This is a genomic window from Acidobacteriota bacterium, from assembly GCA_016712445.1.
GTDB lineage: Bacteria > Pseudomonadota > Alphaproteobacteria > Caulobacterales > Hyphomonadaceae > Hyphomonas.
Genome location: JADJRB010000001.1, coordinates 893871 through 910520 on the forward strand (window position 1 = coordinate 893871; position 16650 = coordinate 910520).

17 protein-coding genes are annotated in these 16650 nt (G+C 63.1%); 6 read left to right on the forward strand and 11 right to left on the reverse strand.

The window, feature by feature from the left end; all coding sequences use genetic code 11:
- Positions 1-14 precede the first annotated feature (14 nt).
- A complete protein-coding gene (locus IPK75_04585) occupies positions 15-740 on the reverse strand; it encodes a hypothetical protein (protein MBK8197626.1) in 726 nt (241 codons plus the stop codon).
- A 92-nt stretch (positions 741-832) separates the two neighbouring features.
- Between IPK75_04585 and IPK75_04590 the strand changes: the two genes are divergently transcribed.
- Complete coding sequence (locus IPK75_04590; protein ID MBK8197627.1) at positions 833-1870, forward strand: hypothetical protein; 1038 nt, start codon at positions 833-835, stop codon at positions 1868-1870.
- A gap of 15 nt (positions 1871-1885) precedes the next feature.
- Positions 1886-2518 (forward strand): hypothetical protein, encoded by a 633-nt coding sequence (locus IPK75_04595; protein MBK8197628.1) that lies wholly within the window; start codon positions 1886-1888, stop codon positions 2516-2518.
- Between the two features lie 861 nt (positions 2519-3379).
- On the opposite strand, the gene IPK75_04600 is transcribed toward IPK75_04595, so the two are convergent.
- The 7 genes from IPK75_04600 to IPK75_04630 all read right to left on the reverse strand — a co-directional run bounded on the left by IPK75_04600 (position 3380) and on the right by IPK75_04630 (position 6903).
- Positions 3380-3850 (reverse strand): DUF4440 domain-containing protein, encoded by a 471-nt coding sequence (locus IPK75_04600; GenBank protein MBK8197629.1) that lies wholly within the window; start codon positions 3848-3850, stop codon positions 3380-3382.
- A gap of 52 nt (positions 3851-3902) precedes the next feature.
- A complete protein-coding gene (locus IPK75_04605) occupies positions 3903-4238 on the reverse strand; it encodes a YkgJ family cysteine cluster protein (GenBank protein MBK8197630.1) in 336 nt (111 codons plus the stop codon).
- Positions 4239-4342: 104 nt separating this feature from the next.
- Positions 4343-4480: a hypothetical protein gene (locus tag IPK75_04610; GenBank protein ID MBK8197631.1), complete on the reverse strand. Its 138-nt coding sequence runs from the start codon at positions 4478-4480 to the stop codon at positions 4343-4345.
- A gap of 12 nt (positions 4481-4492) precedes the next feature.
- Complete coding sequence (locus tag IPK75_04615) at positions 4493-4738, reverse strand: YdcH family protein (GenBank protein MBK8197632.1); 246 nt, start codon at positions 4736-4738, stop codon at positions 4493-4495.
- A 70-nt stretch (positions 4739-4808) separates the two neighbouring features.
- The gene (locus IPK75_04620; GenBank protein ID MBK8197633.1) at positions 4809-5099 is read right to left on the reverse strand and encodes a hypothetical protein; all 291 of its coding nucleotides are present in this window, start codon (positions 5097-5099) and stop codon (positions 4809-4811) included.
- 71 nt (positions 5100-5170) lie between these two features.
- Entirely contained in the window at positions 5171-6067 is an 897-nt protein-coding gene (locus tag IPK75_04625) for a hydroxymethylglutaryl-CoA lyase (GenBank protein MBK8197634.1), read from the reverse strand.
- A 5-nt stretch (positions 6068-6072) separates the two neighbouring features.
- Positions 6073-6903, reverse strand: coding sequence for an enoyl-CoA hydratase (locus IPK75_04630; GenBank protein ID MBK8197635.1), 831 nt, complete (start codon positions 6901-6903; stop codon positions 6073-6075).
- Positions 6904-7016: 113 nt separating this feature from the next.
- Here IPK75_04630 and hisI point away from each other — a divergent pair, with 113 nt between their 5' ends.
- Together hisI and IPK75_04640 are read left to right on the forward strand one after the other, a co-directional pair.
- Positions 7017-7418, forward strand: a complete 402-nt coding sequence (gene hisI, locus IPK75_04635) for a phosphoribosyl-AMP cyclohydrolase (GenBank protein ID MBK8197636.1) — start codon at positions 7017-7019, stop codon at positions 7416-7418.
- Positions 7419-7453: 35 nt separating this feature from the next.
- On the forward strand, positions 7454-8341 hold the full coding sequence (locus IPK75_04640) for an N-acyl homoserine lactonase family protein (protein ID MBK8197637.1): 888 nt from the start codon (positions 7454-7456) through the stop codon (positions 8339-8341).
- On the opposite strand, the gene IPK75_04645 is transcribed toward IPK75_04640, so the two are convergent.
- Both IPK75_04645 and IPK75_04650 read right to left on the reverse strand, forming a co-directional pair.
- Positions 8338-9975, reverse strand: coding sequence for a DUF389 domain-containing protein (locus IPK75_04645; protein ID MBK8197638.1), 1638 nt, complete (start codon positions 9973-9975; stop codon positions 8338-8340). The genes IPK75_04640 and IPK75_04645 overlap by 4 nt on opposite strands.
- A 103-nt stretch (positions 9976-10078) precedes the next feature.
- Positions 10079-11779 carry an acyl-CoA/acyl-ACP dehydrogenase gene (locus IPK75_04650; protein ID MBK8197639.1) on the reverse strand — a complete coding sequence of 567 codons (1701 nt, stop codon included), beginning with the start codon at positions 11777-11779 and terminating at the stop codon, positions 10079-10081.
- A gap of 239 nt (positions 11780-12018) precedes the next feature.
- Here IPK75_04650 and IPK75_04655 point away from each other — a divergent pair, with 239 nt between their 5' ends.
- Positions 12019-13218 (forward strand): hypothetical protein, encoded by a 1200-nt coding sequence (locus tag IPK75_04655; GenBank protein ID MBK8197640.1) that lies wholly within the window; start codon positions 12019-12021, stop codon positions 13216-13218.
- Positions 13219-13367: 149 nt separating this feature from the next.
- The gene (locus IPK75_04660; protein ID MBK8197641.1) at positions 13368-15749 is read left to right on the forward strand and encodes a hypothetical protein; all 2382 of its coding nucleotides are present in this window, start codon (positions 13368-13370) and stop codon (positions 15747-15749) included.
- On the opposite strand, the gene IPK75_04665 is transcribed toward IPK75_04660, so the two are convergent.
- Positions 15746-16561, reverse strand: coding sequence for an SDR family oxidoreductase (locus tag IPK75_04665; GenBank protein ID MBK8197642.1), 816 nt, complete (start codon positions 16559-16561; stop codon positions 15746-15748). The two genes, IPK75_04660 and IPK75_04665, sit on opposite strands and share 4 nt — an antisense overlap.
- Between the last annotated feature and the right edge of the window lie 89 nt (positions 16562-16650).

Here is a 16650-nt window from a genome sequence, read left to right on the forward strand (position 1 = left end):
ACGAGAATTGACAGTTACAGATAGCTTTTAAGCGATCTGCTCGAACTCCGACTATGGGAAACTCTTCGAAGGTCAATCTTGCCCGCTGTGTTCAAACCCTGCTTCCACTTTCGTCGGGTCCAGTAGATGCCGTCAGCTTTTTCCAAATCATGGTCATGGAATTCGAGTTCTGCCGCTCCCAAGTGAACTGAATCGTCGGACGACTGCGGGTCGGACACCTCTTGGAGGTAAACATAGACAAGCCTTACCTGATCGTCCGGGCAACGAATTGGGCGCGCAGTTAGAGACTTCGAATGGCTCCGGGTCTGCTCACTGTACGCATTGATACGAACCGAGAAAAAAGACGCGCGAATTTCAAGGACGATCCGACCTTCTTGTTCCGCAATGCGATCTAGATCGGCTGCCTCAATGGCGCCTTGTGACTGCGCCAGTTCACTCATCATTTGAATTTTTGGCCAGTTAGAACTCCATGTTCCGACCCAAACTCCATTTATGTCGGGGAAGACCCACCGGTTTAGCGCGGGCACCGTTCGCCAAACGAAGCGCCATGGCGATAGGTGCCAATGTTTGCCAACACTAAGCGTTACGCAGGCGATCAAGGCTGCCGCCCCCAAAGAGGCAACGCGCCAATCCGAGAGACTTAAGTTCAACTTTTCCGATGAGCTGAAAAGAGCGACAGAAAACAGCAGGATCAGTGTCATTGCAAACACCCAAGCTTTGCGGTCGAACAGCGGATACATGGCGTTCTCCATTTGATCTTGCTTATTGGCACTCGGTAGTATACAGTGCCAATCAAGATGTGGTAGTAGATTACCTTAGGTGAGGTCGCATTATGTTCGATTTTTCAAAGAATCTGAAGATTTTTCATGATGAATATGTACGTCTGACAAACGCGCAGCGCGCCGAAATGCGTCGCCGGAGGCAGGCCAACCACAAGCGCGTTTGCGACGGGCTCGACGAATTAAAGAAACCCGCTTTGGTGGATACGATCAACCAAGGAGGGTATGCCCAAAAGACGATGGTGCAACCGCCAGAAGGCGACTTTGAGACGCTCTACGACATCGATATGGGCCTAGTTTTCGAGAACGCCGACTCTGCAAGCGCAAAGACAACCAGGGGCTGGGTCCGAGACGCGATCGCTGAAAAAGCGACAAACTTAAAGTATGATCCCGAATGCAAACCCAAGTGCGTTCGCGTGGTTTATGCAGATGGCTACCAATGCGACTTTCCAGTTTTTCGAAGGACTCAGAGCGGCGAAAACTGGAAGTACGAACTCTCAGCCTCAGACGAATGGGTCGAGTCTGATCCGACATCCATGAATCAGTGGATTGAAAAGCAAATCGAAGATCTCAGTCCAGATTCGGATGATGGCTACCAGCTTCGCCGCATCATCCGATTTGTGAAGTACATCGCAAAAGTCCGGTCTTTCCACTCGTCGAAGAAACATCCAAGTGGCCTGCTTGCGACCGCTCTCGCCATTGAGAGCTATAAAGCCGAAGCGGGCCGAGACGATTGGTCTCTACGGGAAACGATTAGGAGCATCAGTCAGCGGAGCTCTCTGTCTCCAGTTTACGCAAACGGCGTCAAAATTTCTGATGACAACGATGTTGTCCGACTCGAGCGTTTTATCGAAGACGCAAAGAAAATGCTTGAGCACCTCGATGGACTTGATGCGGACGATGTTGATGACTCATCTGCGCGTTGGGCTTGGAAGAAAGTGTTTCGGCATTCGTATTTTGAAGAGCCCAAAAAGGAAACCAAGTCTGCAGTTCCATTGAAGGGGAGTTCAGACAGTGCTCTCGACCGGCTGAAAGAAGAGGCTAGAGAAAGGCAAAGTTCTGGATTACGCAGTTCGCCGTGGAGTCGTTAAACACTCAGTTCGACAATGGTTACGTTGGAAGAGATAGCGGAGTTTCTCAATGCCGAGCAGCCGAACCTAACGCTAGCCCGCTCAGACAATGGCTTCCGCATGTTTGGGACGTTCGTGGTCTATGCAAAAGGCATCCCGTCCGATCAGTTTGAAGTTCAAATCTTCGTTACAGAAAATTTCCCGGAAGAGGAGGCGAAGGTTTTTGAAACTGCCGGCCGAATTCCTCGAACGCCAGCAAGGCACATGAATGGAGACAACGGCGAATGTTGCATAACGGTTTGGGAAGCATGGCTTGCCGAGACGGACGACAGATCGTTTGCCGGTTTCATGAACGGACCAGTATCAGACTATTTTCTGGGCCAAGCGTTGGTCGATAGAGGCGAAGACTGGCCGTTCGGTGAACTGCCGCACGGAATGAAAGGCGTTATCGTCGCGTTTGCGAAAGTTTTGGGTATCTCGAAGTCCGAACAAGGAGTGGTGCGATATCTGACAATACTTTCCTACCCACACATTAAAGGGCATTTTTCTTGCCCTTGCGGATCTGAACTGCCACTCAGAAAATGTCACGGGTTGGACGTGGAAGCGTTGTCGTCGAAGATCGATTTCAAGCTCGCGAGGCAAATGCTTCGCCGCCTAAAAGCCTCCTAGACCACCAACCCTCCCGCCCCCAGCGCCGCCACGATCGAGATCATGAAGATCACCGGAAACCGCCCAGCAAACGTAGGGTGGGTTGAGCGGAGCGATACCCACCTTTGTTGCTTGGCGCGGTGGGTATCGCTCCGCTCAACCCACCCTACACATTCGCCCACAATCCCGCCGCCCGCCCCGTGTCATCCCGGCGAACGCCGGGACCCAGCGCACAAAGAAACCGGCGCCCTTCTCCGCAGGGGTCTGCGGCAACATCGCGCCCGGATTTTGTCGCGTTCAAATGCCCTTGCGCAACAAAAACCGGCCCCCTGACCCCGCGCCCGCAAATTATTTTCCGCTCGTCCCGGCGAACGCCGGGGCCCGGAAAAATCAAGCTGCGCCAAGCTTCTGCCGGGTCCCGGCCTGCGCCGGGATGACAGATCCGGGGGCGCGGACCCAAGAAAAAACAGCCGCGCCAATCCGGCCGGGTACCGCGCCGGTGTAATCTCCCCTCATCCTTCCTGAAGGAGCCGGGCCGGTACCGTTCGGTTTCAGGAGGGACGCCCCGGAGGATGGGGGCTGGCGGGAGGTAACGGCCCGCCGGCACCCTAGGGACGTTGATCCAGGCGAGCCGGTTCAAAAGCCGGTGGAGAATCCCGACTGGCCCGCCCTGCGCGTGCGCAGGGCCTCGTAATCGAGGTAAGGGGTCAAGGCCTGGCAGCGCCGAAGTCATCCCGAGAATTGCCCGAAATTCCGGGGGCGCGCGGCGGACGAGTGGCGTCCAAAGCCAAACACCTTTCTTTCCCGGACGTCTGGCGCGTCCGCCGCGTGCGGCTCCATATCATCCGTACCCGGACGGCTCCGCCGGTCCGGCGCGCGGCGCTATTCCGTGGGGCCGGTGTTCCAGGTGTCCCACTGCATCTTCCAGGCGCCGTCCTCGTAGGCATAGAGCAGCGTCGCCTTGCCGCCGCCGGCCACCGTGCCGTCATCCGTGTAGAGCGTCACATGGCTGCGCTCGGTGATGTAGCCCGGCCCCGCCGCAATCGCCTCGACCGTCGTCAGCTTCACGGTGCCGAGCGCGGCAACCGCCCCGCCCCAATAGGCCGCAATCGCTTCGCGGCCGACCTGGTCCGGCGCATCCGGCGGGATGACCCGCGCGGTCGCCGTGTAGAGCGCCGCGAGGCCCGCCGCATCGTTGGCCGCAAACCGCTTCTCGAACTCGGCATTCGCCGCCTCGACAATCGCCTTCGCCTCGGCATTCGTCATCATCGGCGCGGCATACTCCTCCTGCACGTCCACCGACACACAGCCTGCCAGCGCCAGCGCGCCGAGGCCCATCAACATTGTCCGCATTCGTCCCTCCCAAGGATCAAGGCTGCCACGATCTGCCTGTTCCAGCCGCCTGTCAAACGCCCGCCGGCTCGCCTTCCGGCCGGCGCACATTGGCGCCAAGGATGCCGTTCGCCCGGCGCGCCTTGACGCATTCGAAGCTGCCCGCCCGGAAGGCCCGGCAGGCTTCGGGCCGCTCCTGATAGACGCCGCAGACGGCCTTGCCGCCCGACAGGTCGAGGTGCACGCAGCGCCCGCAGGAGAAATCCACATAGGTGCGCCCGTCCTGCGTGAACAGGCTCTCCGGCGGCAGGGTGCGGCCCGCGTCCCAGGCCAGCAGCTGAAGGTAATTCGGGTTGCGGCTGAAACAGCACGCGCCGCAGGACACACAGTCGAACGACACATCTTGCATGGGAGGAAAGGCCGGCTCCGCCGCCCGTTTGTGCCCATCGCAGCGGTCGGCGGCGGCGGCGTGTTACTGCGCCGCGATTGTTCCCGCAAGCCCTGCGGGCGGCGTCACTTCTCGCCCGGCTTTTTCGCCGCCTGCCGCACGAACCATACCGTGATGGCCAGCACCACCAGTACCAACGCCCCGAAGCCGCCCAGCGCCGCCAGCGCCAGCGAATCCACGGTCATCCCCCCAATCGACATCATCGAGTCGCCCTCCTAGTCGGCCGCAGCCTTCAGCCGCGCATAGATCTCGTCCTTCAGCGCGAGGCGCTTGCGGCGCAGCGCTGTCTCGAACTGCTCGCTCGCCGGTTCCACGTTCGTCTCGATACGGTGTATCTGCCGGTTCAAGGTCTCGTAGAGGTCGGCCAGTCTTGCAAAGTGGGCGTCGGCGCCGTGCAGCGCGCGCAGGCGTTCGGTGGATTCTGGAAACTCATCAGTGAGCCTGTGGGGCACATGGGTCATGGTCGGTCGCTCCGGCTGCTACAATCTGATCCTGCAAGCGAAGCGCGCCTTGCGCCATCGGGGCAAATACTTACGTGTGGCTGCCCGGAGTACCCCGCCGCTCGTCGTCGCCCACATCGGAAAGGGCAGCCTTGAGGCGTGCGTGCAGTTCGGATTGCAGCATCTGCCGCTTACGGCGAAGAACTGCGTCGAGCGCGGCAGAAGCCGGATCGTTGCCCGTCAGGCCCGCTTCGATCTGACGGTTCACCTCCTCGTATTGCTCCGACAGCTGAACGAAATGCGGGTCAGCAGCAAAGAGCTCTCGCAGCCTCTCTGCAGCTTCAGGATCGTCCGCGTTGAGAACCGGCCAGTGCCCTGGCATGGAGGTCACCGTTCTTGAGCAACCACCACACCCTAGCAGTGCGCGAGGCCCGGCGCGATACGGACAAGTCCCTACGCGATAGGGAAAACCCCTGCCCGGCTGATGGACGATGCCACCTTGTGGCCGAGCACGCCTTCCAGCCACTTTGCCGTCTCGATCATCCGACCAAGGTCGATGCCGGTATCATAGCCGGCCCGCTCCAGCATCCAGACGACATCCTCGGTTGCCACATTGCCCGTGGCGGCCGGCGCGAACGGGCAGCCGCCAATCCCGCCGCAGCTGGAATCGATGACATCGACGCCCACTTCCACGGCTGCAAACACGTTGGCGAGGCCCGCGCCGCGCGTGTCATGGAAGTGCATCCGCAATGTCACGTCCGGCGCCTCGATCCGCACACGGTCGATGGCGCGCCGCACGTGCCACGGCGTTGCCGCGCCGATCGTGTCGCCGAGGGCAAGCTCGGCGATGCCGGCGCGCTGCGCCTGCGCAGCAAGATTGCCCACAACGGCAATGTCCACGTCGCCGTCATACGGATCGCCAAATGCCACCGAGATCGTTGCCGACAACGGAATACCGGCCTCGTGCACAAGGGGCGCGCACGTCGCGAGCATGTCGGCGCTGTCCTGCGGGCTCATGCCCTGGTTCTTGCGCCCGAACGTCTCGCTGGCCACCAGCACGAAATTGATCTCGTCTGCCTTCGCCTCGATCGCCCGGCGCACGCCCGTCTCGTTCAGCGCCAACGCGATATGCCTGGTGCGTCCGCCCCGCGTCAGTCCGGCAAACACTGCCGGCGAATCGGCCATCTTTGGCACGGCCTTGGGCGACACGAAGCTGCCCGACTCCATCCGCGTCACGCCCGCAGCTTCCAGCCGCGCGATGAACTCCAGCTTCTGCTCGACTGTCAGGTTCGCCGGGTCGTTCTGCAACCCGTCGCGGGGACCGACTTCGACAATGTGGATCTTCTGCATACGTCCTATTTTCCCGTGAAGGCAGGGGCGCGCCGCTCGACGAAGCTCGCCACCCCTTCCTTGAAATCATGGGTGGCGAAGCTGGCTTCCATCTCCCTGTCCGCCGTCGATAGCGAGTCGGCATAGGACTGGAAATAGCTCTCGCGGATCTGACGCTTCATGATCGCCACCGAGCGCGGCGACACCTGCGTCGCAAGATGATTGGCGAGGTCATAGACGAACGGCATCAGCTCTTCCGGCGCCAGCGCCCGGTTGACGAGACCCAGCTTCTCCGCTTCGGCGCCGGAGAACTTCCGAGCGGTGAACAGCAGGTCGAGCGCATTGGCCTCGCCGACAAGCCGCGGCAGCTGCCAGGCGATGCCATGCTCGGCAATCAGCCCGCGCTGCGAGAAGGCGGTCGTGAACTTCGCATCCGCTGCCGCATAGCGCATGTCGGCGAAGAGGGTGAGAATCAGGCCGATGCCGGCGCACGGACCATTGATCGCCGCGATGATCGGCTTCGGACAGGCGAACATGTGGCCGAACCGGCCGGGAAACGTCTGTTCCAGCGCGCTGACGGTCTTCGGCTTCAGGTCCGGCGTCCGCTCGCTATAGGTCGCCCCGGCATTCGCCTGGATCGACTGCAGGCCGTTCATATCGGCTCCGGCGCAGAAGCCGCGCCCCGCTCCGGTGAGGATGATGCAGCGCACGGCATCGTCGGTGCCCGCGGCCCGGATGGCGGTCTCCACCTCGGTCTGCATGATGCCCGTCCAGGCGTTAAGCCGATCGGGCCGGTTCAGCGTGATCGTCAGCACCCCGTCCTTCGTCGCGGCAAGAATTTCGCGGTACTGGGCCATCTCTCGTCTCCTCGGATTTGTCTTCACTCGACTATAGCGCCCTTTGCCCGCGCTTGTCAGCCGCCCGCGCCGCCGCTTGACCCGCCGGGAAGCGGCTCCTACGCCTCATGTCCATGACCGACTTTGCCCCTCCCCTCCCCGGCGCCGCCCAGGACGAGACCATTGAGCTGCGCCCGAAATTCGACGCCGCCGGCCTGATCGCCGCCATCGCGCAGGACGCCGCCACGGGCGAGGTCCTGATGCTCGCCTGGATGAATTCCGACGCGCTCCAGCAAACCCTCGAGACTGGACGCGCCACCTACTGGTCGCGCTCGCGCGGCGAGATCTGGGTCAAGGGCGAGACGTCCGGGCATGTGCAGGAGGTCGTCGAAGTCCGGGTCGATTGCGATCAGGACGCCGTGCTGCTCAAGGTCCGGCAGACCGGTGGCGCCTGCCACACGGGCCGGACAAGTTGCTTCTACCGGATCGCCGGAACCGGAGGCCTGACGCTGGCCGGTGGACCCGAAGCGAACTAAACTAGACGCAAACCAGACCACGCAAAGGAAACGCCATGCGCCTCGCCCTCCTCCTCACCACGGCCGCGAGCGCCGTGCTGCTGACCGCCTGCGCCCCGAAGACGGAATCCGACGCTCCGGCGGCGCCCGAAGCAGAGGAAGTGGCCGAAGTCGCCGAGGTGGCCCCGCTGACAGTCAACGTGCTCGATTGCGGCTCGATCGGTGTTTCCGATCTCGATGCCTTCTCCTCGGCCGGCGACTATGCCGGGCAGGCCGACCAGCTGACCGACACCTGCTACCTGATCAACCATCCGAAGGGGCGCCTGCTGTGGGATCTCGGCCTGCCCTCGCAACTTGTCGGCCAGCCGCCGTTCACGCAGCAGATCTTCACGGTCTCGGTAGAGCGCTCGATCACTGACCAGCTCGCCGATCTCGGCCTGACACCGGCGGACCTCACCTATGTCGCCATCTCGCACAGCCATTTCGACCATGTCGGCCAGGTCGATCAGGTAACCGGCGCAACCTGGCTGGTGAACCAGAAAGAACATGACGCGATGTTCCCCCCGGAGGGTACGCCGCTGTTCGATCCGAGCCTCGCGCCCGTCTATGCGCTGTTCCAGCCGATGAAGCGCCAGATCATCCCGGATGAGTATGACGTCTTCGGCGACGGATCGGTCGTGATCTTCGAGACGCCGGGCCACACGCCCGGCCATTCCTCGCTGCAACTGAAGATGCCGGAGAGCGGACCTGTGCTGCTGACCGGCGACCTCTACCATCGCAGCGAGAGCCGCGCCCTGTCGCGCGTGCCGCGGTTCAACAGCAGCGAGCCGGACACGACCGCCTCGATGGCGGCGTTCGAGGCCCGTGCGGCCGCGCTCGGCGCCAAGGTGGTCATCCAGCATGAGCCGGCCGACATTGCGCCGCTCGGCGGCGTCATCCGCTAGCCCACCGGCCGGATGTAGATCTCGTTGAGGCGCCGCTCGGCGGCAGCGCGGGAGGCGGCCGTGTCGCCCGGCGCGCGGTAGTCTCCGGCGATGGTGGCGGTGAGGCCCGCCTTGGTCAACTCGGCGGCAACCGCGCTTGCCCGGCGATGGCCAAGGGCTTGCGCGTTGAACCGCTGGGTCGCAGCCGCCGTAGGCAGGTAGGCCACGACTTCCACTTCGGAGACACCCCAGCGCTTCAGGGCCCAGGCAAGGTCAGCGGCGAAAGCCGTCCGGGCTTCGCCCAGCGTGTCGCTGTCGGCCTCGAAAGCAACCGGCGGAAGCTCCGTCCTCGGAGGATCGACGCGGATCTCCCATTCCGGGAAGTTCGCTGAAATCCCTTCCTCCAGGCGGTGATAAGCCACGAGGCCGATGCCTTCGGTCGGCGCCGCCGTGTAGTGCGCCACGCGGGCGGCGACATCGATATCAGCGCCGGCCAGGCCATACGGAAAGGCCGACCGCAACTCCCGCGCGGTGCGCCGTTCGGCGGCCAGCGCATCGAGCTGCGCGCCCTGCGCCCGCATTGGCGCGCCGAAGGAGGACTCGGCCACGGCGGCAAGGCGCGCCGTTTCCGACGCGAGGTCATCGTCGATGATCACCTGGTCGACGACCACCGCCACATCGCGCCGGAAGCGTTCGGACAGGTCGCCGGCAAGCTGCGCTTCGGCGCCGGGTACGCGCACGGGGGTCAGCACGGTCGCGCGCACCTTGATCCGGTGCGGACCGGTGCGCGGGAAGGTCACGTCGAAATCAGTGACGCGCGCCTCTTCGTTGTTGAAGGGCGCGAGCAACATGTCGCGCGAGACATCGCGCACCCGGGCCTCGTAGGCGATGTCGCGCAGCGACAGGCCGAGCGGGATCGACAGGGCGACGAAGACGCTGATCACCAACGCGTTCTGCCAGGCTGTATGGCGCGGGCTGTGGCGCTCGCCGAAGCCGTAGAAGCGCGAGAGCACCGTGACGACGAGCGCGATCGCGAGCAGGTTCGTCATGAACAGGAAGAACGCGCCGCCGGCGATCTGGAACTGGGCCGTGGCAAGGCCGAAGCCGGTGACGGCAAGCGGCGGCATGAGGGCCGTGGCGATGGCGACGCCGACGATCGTCTCACCCTTGCGGTGGATCACGGCATAGCCGCCTGCGAGACCGGAGAAGACGGCGACGAGCAGGTCGAAGAAGTTCGGCCGGGTGCGCGCAAGGATCTCGGTGGTTATCTCCGTGAGCGGAGAAACGAAGACGATCAGGAAGGCGGTCGCCAGCGCAACCAGCGTACCGACGGCGAGCGAGACGACCGCCTGCCGGAGCGCTTCCAGCTCAAGGATGGCGAGCGAGAAGCCCATCAGCATGATGGGGCCCATCAGCGGCGAGATCAGCATCGCGCCGATGACGACAGCCGGAGAGGACAGGAGCAGGCCGAGGATCGCGATGCCGCACGACATCACATTCATGAAGATATAGCGCCCGGTCAGCGTGCCCTCATCGTGAACGTGGCGCACGACTTCATTGTGGTGGATCTGGCGGATGCCGCGCCAGCGAGCCACACGCAGCCGGCGCCGCCATTCGGGCAGCTTGGCGCGGCGCGGGAGATGCGTCTCACTCATGCGGCAACTCCTAACGATGTTTCATCGCTGGCGATAGGGAGGCTTCCGGCAGGCGAGCCGGGCCGCGGCGGAAACAGCGGATGCTGAACGGTGCAGCGGGCCGTCAGTTCCCGCCGTCGATGAGGCGGCGGGCGATGACCATCGCCTGCACTTCGCCCGCGCCCTCGAAGATGTTGAGGATGCGGGCGTCCTGGAGCACGCGGCTGACCGGGTATTCGAGGGCAAAGCCGTTGCCGCCGTGGATCTGCACCGCATTGTCAGCCGCCGCCCAGGCGACGCGGGCGGCGAGCAGTTTCGCCATGCCGGCCTCCAGGTCGCAACGCTTGCCGCCATCCTTCTGGCGCGCCGAGAAGTAAGTCAGCTGGCGCACACCGACGAGTTCGGCGGCCATCATCACCAGCTTGTTGGAGACGCGTGGGAACTTGAAGATCGGCTGGCCGAACTGGTTGCGGTCGAGCGCGTAGCGCAGGCCGATCTCGAACGCGTTCTGGGCGACGCCGATGGCGCGCGCTGCGGTCTGGATGCGGGCGCTCTCGAAGGTCGCCATCAGGTGCTTGAAGCCCTGCCCTTCCGCGCCGCCGAGCAGGTTCTCGGCCTTCACCTTGAAACCGTCGAAGCCGATCTCGTATTCCTTCATGCCGCGGTAGCCGAGCACCTCGATCTCGCCGCCGGTCATGCCCTTTGCGGGGAACGGGTTCTCGTCCGTGCCGCGCGGCTTCTCGGCGAGCAGCATCGAGAGGCCGGAGAAATTGTTCGTGGCCGGGTCGGTACGCACGAGCAGCGTCATCAGGTCAGCGCGCACCGGATGCGTGATCCAGGTCTTGTTGCCGGTCACTTCATAATATTGTCCGTCTGCGGACTTCACGGCGCGGGTGCGCAGCGAGCCGAGGTCCGAACCGGTGTTCGGTTCCGTGAAGACGGCGGTCGGCAGGATCTCGCCGGAGGCGATGGCGGGCAACCACTTTTCCTTCTGCTCCGGCGTGCCGCCGATCAGGATCAGCTCAGCGGCAATTTCCGAACGGGTGCCGAGCGAGCCGGTGCCGATATACCCGCGCGAGAGTTCCTCCGAGACGACGCACATCGCCGTCTTGCCCATGCCGAGTCCGCCGAACTCTTCCGGGATCGTGAGGCCGAAGACGCCGAGCTCGGCCATTTCGCCGACCACATCCATGGGGATGTAGTCGTTGCGCAGGTGCCAGCCGTGGGCGAAGGGCTTGATCCGCGTCGAGGCAAACTTCGCGAACTGGTCGCGCACCATCTCCATCGTCTCGTCGAGGCCGGTGAACTCGGCCGTGTTGCGCGACAACGCGTCCGGCAGCAGCGCAGCGGCGGCGGCCATCACCTCCGGCGTCTTGCCTTCGTTGATGAAGCGCTGGATCGGCGCGGCGAACAAGAGCTGCATGTCCGCCATCTGGCAGCCGAGATCGGCCGGGCGTACCATCTCGCCCTGGTTCATCGGGATGCCGCCGATCAGCTGGGCGCAGTATTCGCCGAACAGGACCTGGCAGAGCAGCGCTTCGATGTCGCCGAACTTGCCATCGGCTTCGAGGCGGGCGGCCCAGCCGGACGTCTGGCGCAGTGTTTCGAGATAGGTGGTGACCCAGGAGAGGCCATGGGCGCGGTGCTGGTGGCGCTCGAAGGCGCCGCGGTCGGGCTTGCCGTCGGCGCCGGAAAGGCTGGCGCGGGCGGCGCGGGTCGCGGCGGTCACATAGGCTTCGACGGCGGTAACGGCCTCGGCCATCGCAGCGGTCAGCCCGCTCATACGGACGGCAGGTTTCTCGTCAACGGTGCTGCTGGCGCTCATGGATCCGCTCCCTCCGGACAGGCTTGTTCCCGCTTGATTATAGGAGCGCGACGCCCCGTGGCGAGTCCGTTTTGTGCGGCGCAACAACACGGGCAAAAGGTTAACCAAAGCTGAGCGCGCATTAACCACGAGGCGGTTGATTAGCATCTCGTTAACCTTCAGAAAGTTAACAGAAAATTGGTGCGAGAAGCCCTATTTCCCCAAACATTGCCGTGATCCCCCAAGGAGCCGCCCGCCGGATGAACCCGTATTCTCGTTTCAGGCTTGTCACCAACTTCCTTGCCGCCGCACTGGTTGCCGGCGGCCTTTGCGCGCTCTGGCCGGCCGCGTCCGGCATGCTCGCGGCGGCCGCGGGCGGCGTGACGGCGGCCTACTGGGCCGGCGTCGGCATCGCCGCGCTCCTGACCGTCACCGGTTCGCTGCTGCTGACGGAAGCGCTGCTGCCTGCCCTGTTCCAGTGGAGCCTGCTGCGCAAGCTGGTGCTGGGGCGCGACTATGTGGAAGGCACCTGGCTGCAGGCCGAACGCGGCCCATCCGGCACCGAGCGCCTGACCGTGATGCACCTGCGCGCGGCGGGGGCCGGATATGAACTGTCCGCCTACAGCCTGAACCAGGACAACGAGATCGAAAGCAACCGCATCATCGCTTGGTCGAAACTGGACGGGCCGGTGCTAAGCTGTGCCTACCGGACCCTGATGCCGGACGGCGCCGGAAACCAGGCCCAGTTCACGAGCGAGCTGATGTTCGAGCAGCGCCGCGGCGCGCCGCGCTCCGTTGCCGGCTTCGGCGTCGCTGCCGGCAGCACACGCCGCTTCCAGATTGAAGGCGTGAAGCTGACCCGGTGGTCCGAGCGCCGCCGCCTCAGGAAACTGGAACAGCGCGGCGAAGTCGTGGCCCACTACTGGAACCTGTTCTTCGGCGTCGTCGCAGACGCGCCCGCCGAACGGCTGCCCGAGAACGAACGACCGGTCGTGGTGGTCACCGAGACGCGCCGCACACCCTTCATCGAGCGCCGCGATCCGGACAATGTGCCTGAGCCCGGCACCGTGGTCGCGCGCCGCCGCGCCAGCGACTGGCGCCAGGAGGACACAACCCCGACCGCCGACCGCATCCGTGCCCGGATGATGGCCGGCATGGCTGAAGCCGAAGAAGAGGACACCTTCGAGGAAGAAGACGAGATCGAGGACGAGGTCGTCTACGAGGCCGAGACCGACGACGACTTTGAAGACGAGGTGCTGCTCGAGGAAGACGCCGGGGACGAAGACATCGAGGTCGACGATGACGCCTACGAGGACGAAGAAGAAGACGTAGCCGAAGCGGAGGAAGACGACTTCATCGAAGCCGAGACCGGCGACGAGGACGAAATCGCGGACGAGACCGAAGACGAACCAAAGGCCGAAGATGAGCCCCGCATCCGCCACCGCTACGCCCGCCGCTGACCCCTGGCCCCAAACCACCCGAAGGCCCCTCCTCCCGGAGGGGCCTTTTTTTTGCGCCCCCAACCGGAAATTTCGCGGCAAGACCGATTCCACGCTTTGCACTTTTCAACCCTGCGCTAAAGTAAACAGAACTTTAACAGGGGCGCGGTATGGCGGGGGACAAACAGGACGCGGCGAAGGCGACGGGCTGGCGCCGGCATTTCACGCTCAGGAACCTGACGGCGCTGGTCGCTTTTGAAGCCGGCGCCCTGATGCTACTCGCGGTCGCCATTGGCTGGCCTGTGGGAGATGCCGCAAAGACGGCGGCAGAAAACTGGACGGCGCTGGGGCTTGGCGTATTCGGGTGGTTCCTGTTCCAGGGCGCCCGGCTCTTCCGGATCTGCACCGACCAAGCGGGCGAAACGCCAGAGCGGCGCCGTCTGATGATGACGGAGATGTTCGTCTGGCTGCTCGTGTCACTGGCGGGGCTTTGCGCCGTTGCGCTTTTGAAGCCCGATGCCGGCGCGCTCAGCTTGCTGGACGTAAACACAGCCAATGGCCTGCTCTTCTTTCTGGCACTTTTGGCTGCGACGTTTGTCCCGCCGGGTGTCGGGGTCTGGCGCAGCGAGAAGCTGCAGGCTCAAGGACGGGCCGACAAGGCAATACTTCGGGGCGATGCAATATCCGGCGGATCACTGCTGTTTGGCGCATTTGCCATGTTGCTGATCGTCATTCTCGCTTGGGCTGCGGCGCACAATGCCTTCAGCGCCCTCGGAGAAAACATCGGTGTAATTGCCACTCTGTTCGTGATGTTCGCTTTCGTGTTCTTTATCGTGCTTTCGTCGGTTACGCGCGGGCTAAATCTTTTCCAGGAGCGCGAAGCCACAGCTCAGGCTGCGTTCGCACCGGCCATACCCTTCACCACATTGGCGAGTTGGATCGACTCCGTCCTTGTCCGGATCGTCGCGCCGATGACCGGCGCCGTGCAAGCGCCGGACGGGCGTCATGGGCTCGGCTGGCACCATGTCTTGATCATTGGCGTGATGGCGCCCCTGACATTGCTGGGATACGCCATGCCTCAGCCTTGGGGATTGATACCCATTGCCGGGGCATTCTTGTTCGCATTGTCCATCGGAAGGCGGTGGAGTTGGGTCGAAGGCGACCGTGAAACGGCATCGCGCCTGCGCACGACCAAGAGCAAGGACATTCATGTGGGTTTTTCGAACGACCTTCGCGACGAAGCGCTGCTCGGGTACGCGTTCCTGTTCGTGCTTGTCCCGCTCACGTTGTATCAGCTGAATGACATGACGCATGCCTTTTGCGTCAGCGATCGTGCCAAAGAGACTCCGAAATGCCTGACGCAAGCTGGCGACGGCGACTTCTTCGATTGGATATCGTTTTTCGGGCTTGAGTTATTCAAAGCCGTTCCGCTCGTCGACTGGGCGGAAATCTACGACTTCAAGCCGCCGCCGCCCTTGCTGCCGGCCTCGAACAGCGATGTACCGCAGCATCTGATTTTCGGATCGCGAGTGCTGGTCGATTTCGTCGTGATGGCAGCGCTGTTCCAAGCCATCGCCATTTTCCAGCGCAACCAAACTCAGAGAAAACTCTACGATTCAGGGCAGCTTGATGTGCTTGATCCGATCTCGGAGGAAGACTTTTTCGAGACCGGCATGATCCGTGTGAACAAGGCGGCGTTCGAAGGCTGGCAGAAACTGCCTCTCGATGAGCAAAAAGTGAACCCTGTCGTCGAACTTCGGGACGGTGTCTACTTCACTGCCAAGCCTGCGTTTCTCAAACGTGTTCAAGATCACGTCGACCGGCAAAGGGACCAAGGCGCTGCGCGTCCCTATGCCAGCGAACGGCTGGACCAGCTGGTTGACGATGATCGGGACGACCTTCAGGCCGGAGCGAAATGGATGGTCGAAAAGTATCACCTGTTGGCCGGCAGTCCGCGCCACAGACTGAACCAAATTGACTTCCGCAACAGTGTCAGTCAGCGCGAAGGCGCTGAAGACGCAGAAACCCCGAGTGAGATCACGCAGCGCGTGACGGCGACCAACCGCGTCCTGGCCGACGCCAGCCAGTCCGACTCAGATATAACTGACGTCGACATCGGCGCCTTCCTGAGGCTCACGGCAAGCGTGGCTGATATACCGGTCTCGCAGATTGCACTCACATCAGTGCTGGAACGTCTGCACACGGCCAATGCGCTGAGAGTGCTGAAACTGATGACACAATCATCCCCTGCTGCTCACCCGGAGCTTGAAGACCTGCTGGGACCGGGCTGCGGAAACCTCAAGCTTGGATCAACTTTGGCAGGGGTGCGCGCAACCGTCTACAACTCGATTGCCGTTCTTGGCGAACGAGCCGCGGAAGATGGAACGCCTGAGTCCCGAGGGGTCGCCCAAGACGCCTTGGAGTTCTGCAAAGTCAAATCGCAGCTCGTAATCACCGGCGGTGATCGGGCGATCACAGGTCAGAAGGCCGCCAAGGCCGCTGCTGAACGAATCCGGAAAGCACTCAAAAATCCACCGGACGAAGACGCCTAGTCCATGCGCCGGTAGCGGCTGGACTGGCCGGCGACGAGGGCGCGGCCGAGGGGTTCCGGGAGGATGCGGGTGAGCGTGGCCAGTGCCTTGTTGGCAGCGCCGGGCACCACGACCGGATGGCCGGCATTCACCGCGTCGATGCCCGCCTTCACCACGGGGGCCGCGTCCATCCACATCCACTTCGGCATCTTGTTGGTCTCGCCGCGCGTGCCGTTCACGTCGTGAAATTCGCTCCAGGTGAAGCCGGGGCAGAGCGCCGTACAATGAATATCCGTGTGCCCCAGCGCCGCGCACTCGGCATTCAGGCTTTCCGAGAACTTGATCAGCCCCGCTTTCACACTCGCGTACAGGGTGTGGCCGGCGCTGCCCGCGGCATAACCCGCGAGCGAGGCGACATTGATGATGCGGCCATACTTGCGCGCCGCCATGCCCGGCAGCAGCTTGTGCGTGAGTTCAAAGGGCGCCGTGTAGAGGACCTGTACGAAAGCCGCCTGGTCTTCCCAGCGCGTCGAGAAGAAGGTGCCCGGAAGTCCGTAGCCGGCATTGTTGACGAGCGCATCGACCTCAAGGCCATGCTCGGCGAGCCGGGTGACCAGCCGCGCGGGCGCCGCCGGATCGGCGAGATCTTCCGCGAGGACCGTGGCGGTGATGCCGTGCGCCTCGCGCAGACCTGCCGCGAGCGCCTCAAGCCGGTCGGCCCGGCGGGCGGTGAGAACGAGGTTCCATCCGAGCGCGGCATACTGGCGGGCGAACTCCGCGCCGATGCCGGCAGAGGCGCCCGTGATGAGGCAAGTTCGGCGATTATTGTTCAAAAACTCACCTCGGATGCGAAAATGTGACCGAAATGCAACAAAGGCCGGACTTAAGTGTGACGAGAGTCCGGCTCTCTTGTTGCGCCGCA

Coding starts and splice junctions, on each gene's coding strand:
- IPK75_04585 (MBK8197626.1), bottom strand. CDS start 740: ATGTATCCGCTGTTCGACCGCAAAGCTTGGGTGTTTGCAATGACACTG.
- IPK75_04590 (MBK8197627.1), top strand. CDS start 833: ATGTTCGATTTTTCAAAGAATCTGAAGATTTTTCATGATGAATATGTA.
- IPK75_04595 (MBK8197628.1), top strand. CDS start 1,886: ATGGTTACGTTGGAAGAGATAGCGGAGTTTCTCAATGCCGAGCAGCCG.
- IPK75_04600 (MBK8197629.1), bottom strand. CDS start 3,850: ATGCGGACAATGTTGATGGGCCTCGGCGCGCTGGCGCTGGCAGGCTGT.
- IPK75_04605 (MBK8197630.1), bottom strand. CDS start 4,238: ATGCAAGATGTGTCGTTCGACTGTGTGTCCTGCGGCGCGTGCTGTTTC.
- IPK75_04610 (MBK8197631.1), bottom strand. CDS start 4,480: ATGATGTCGATTGGGGGGATGACCGTGGATTCGCTGGCGCTGGCGGCG.
- IPK75_04615 (MBK8197632.1), bottom strand. CDS start 4,738: ATGACCCATGTGCCCCACAGGCTCACTGATGAGTTTCCAGAATCCACC.
- IPK75_04620 (MBK8197633.1), bottom strand. CDS start 5,099: ATGCCAGGGCACTGGCCGGTTCTCAACGCGGACGATCCTGAAGCTGCA.
- IPK75_04625 (MBK8197634.1), bottom strand. CDS start 6,067: ATGCAGAAGATCCACATTGTCGAAGTCGGTCCCCGCGACGGGTTGCAG.
- IPK75_04630 (MBK8197635.1), bottom strand. CDS start 6,903: ATGGCCCAGTACCGCGAAATTCTTGCCGCGACGAAGGACGGGGTGCTG.
- hisI (MBK8197636.1), top strand. CDS start 7,017: ATGACCGACTTTGCCCCTCCCCTCCCCGGCGCCGCCCAGGACGAGACC.
- IPK75_04640 (MBK8197637.1), top strand. CDS start 7,454: ATGCGCCTCGCCCTCCTCCTCACCACGGCCGCGAGCGCCGTGCTGCTG.
- IPK75_04645 (MBK8197638.1), bottom strand. CDS start 9,975: ATGAGTGAGACGCATCTCCCGCGCCGCGCCAAGCTGCCCGAATGGCGG.
- IPK75_04650 (MBK8197639.1), bottom strand. CDS start 11,779: ATGAGCGCCAGCAGCACCGTTGACGAGAAACCTGCCGTCCGTATGAGC.
- IPK75_04655 (MBK8197640.1), top strand. CDS start 12,019: ATGAACCCGTATTCTCGTTTCAGGCTTGTCACCAACTTCCTTGCCGCC.
- IPK75_04660 (MBK8197641.1), top strand. CDS start 13,368: ATGGCGGGGGACAAACAGGACGCGGCGAAGGCGACGGGCTGGCGCCGG.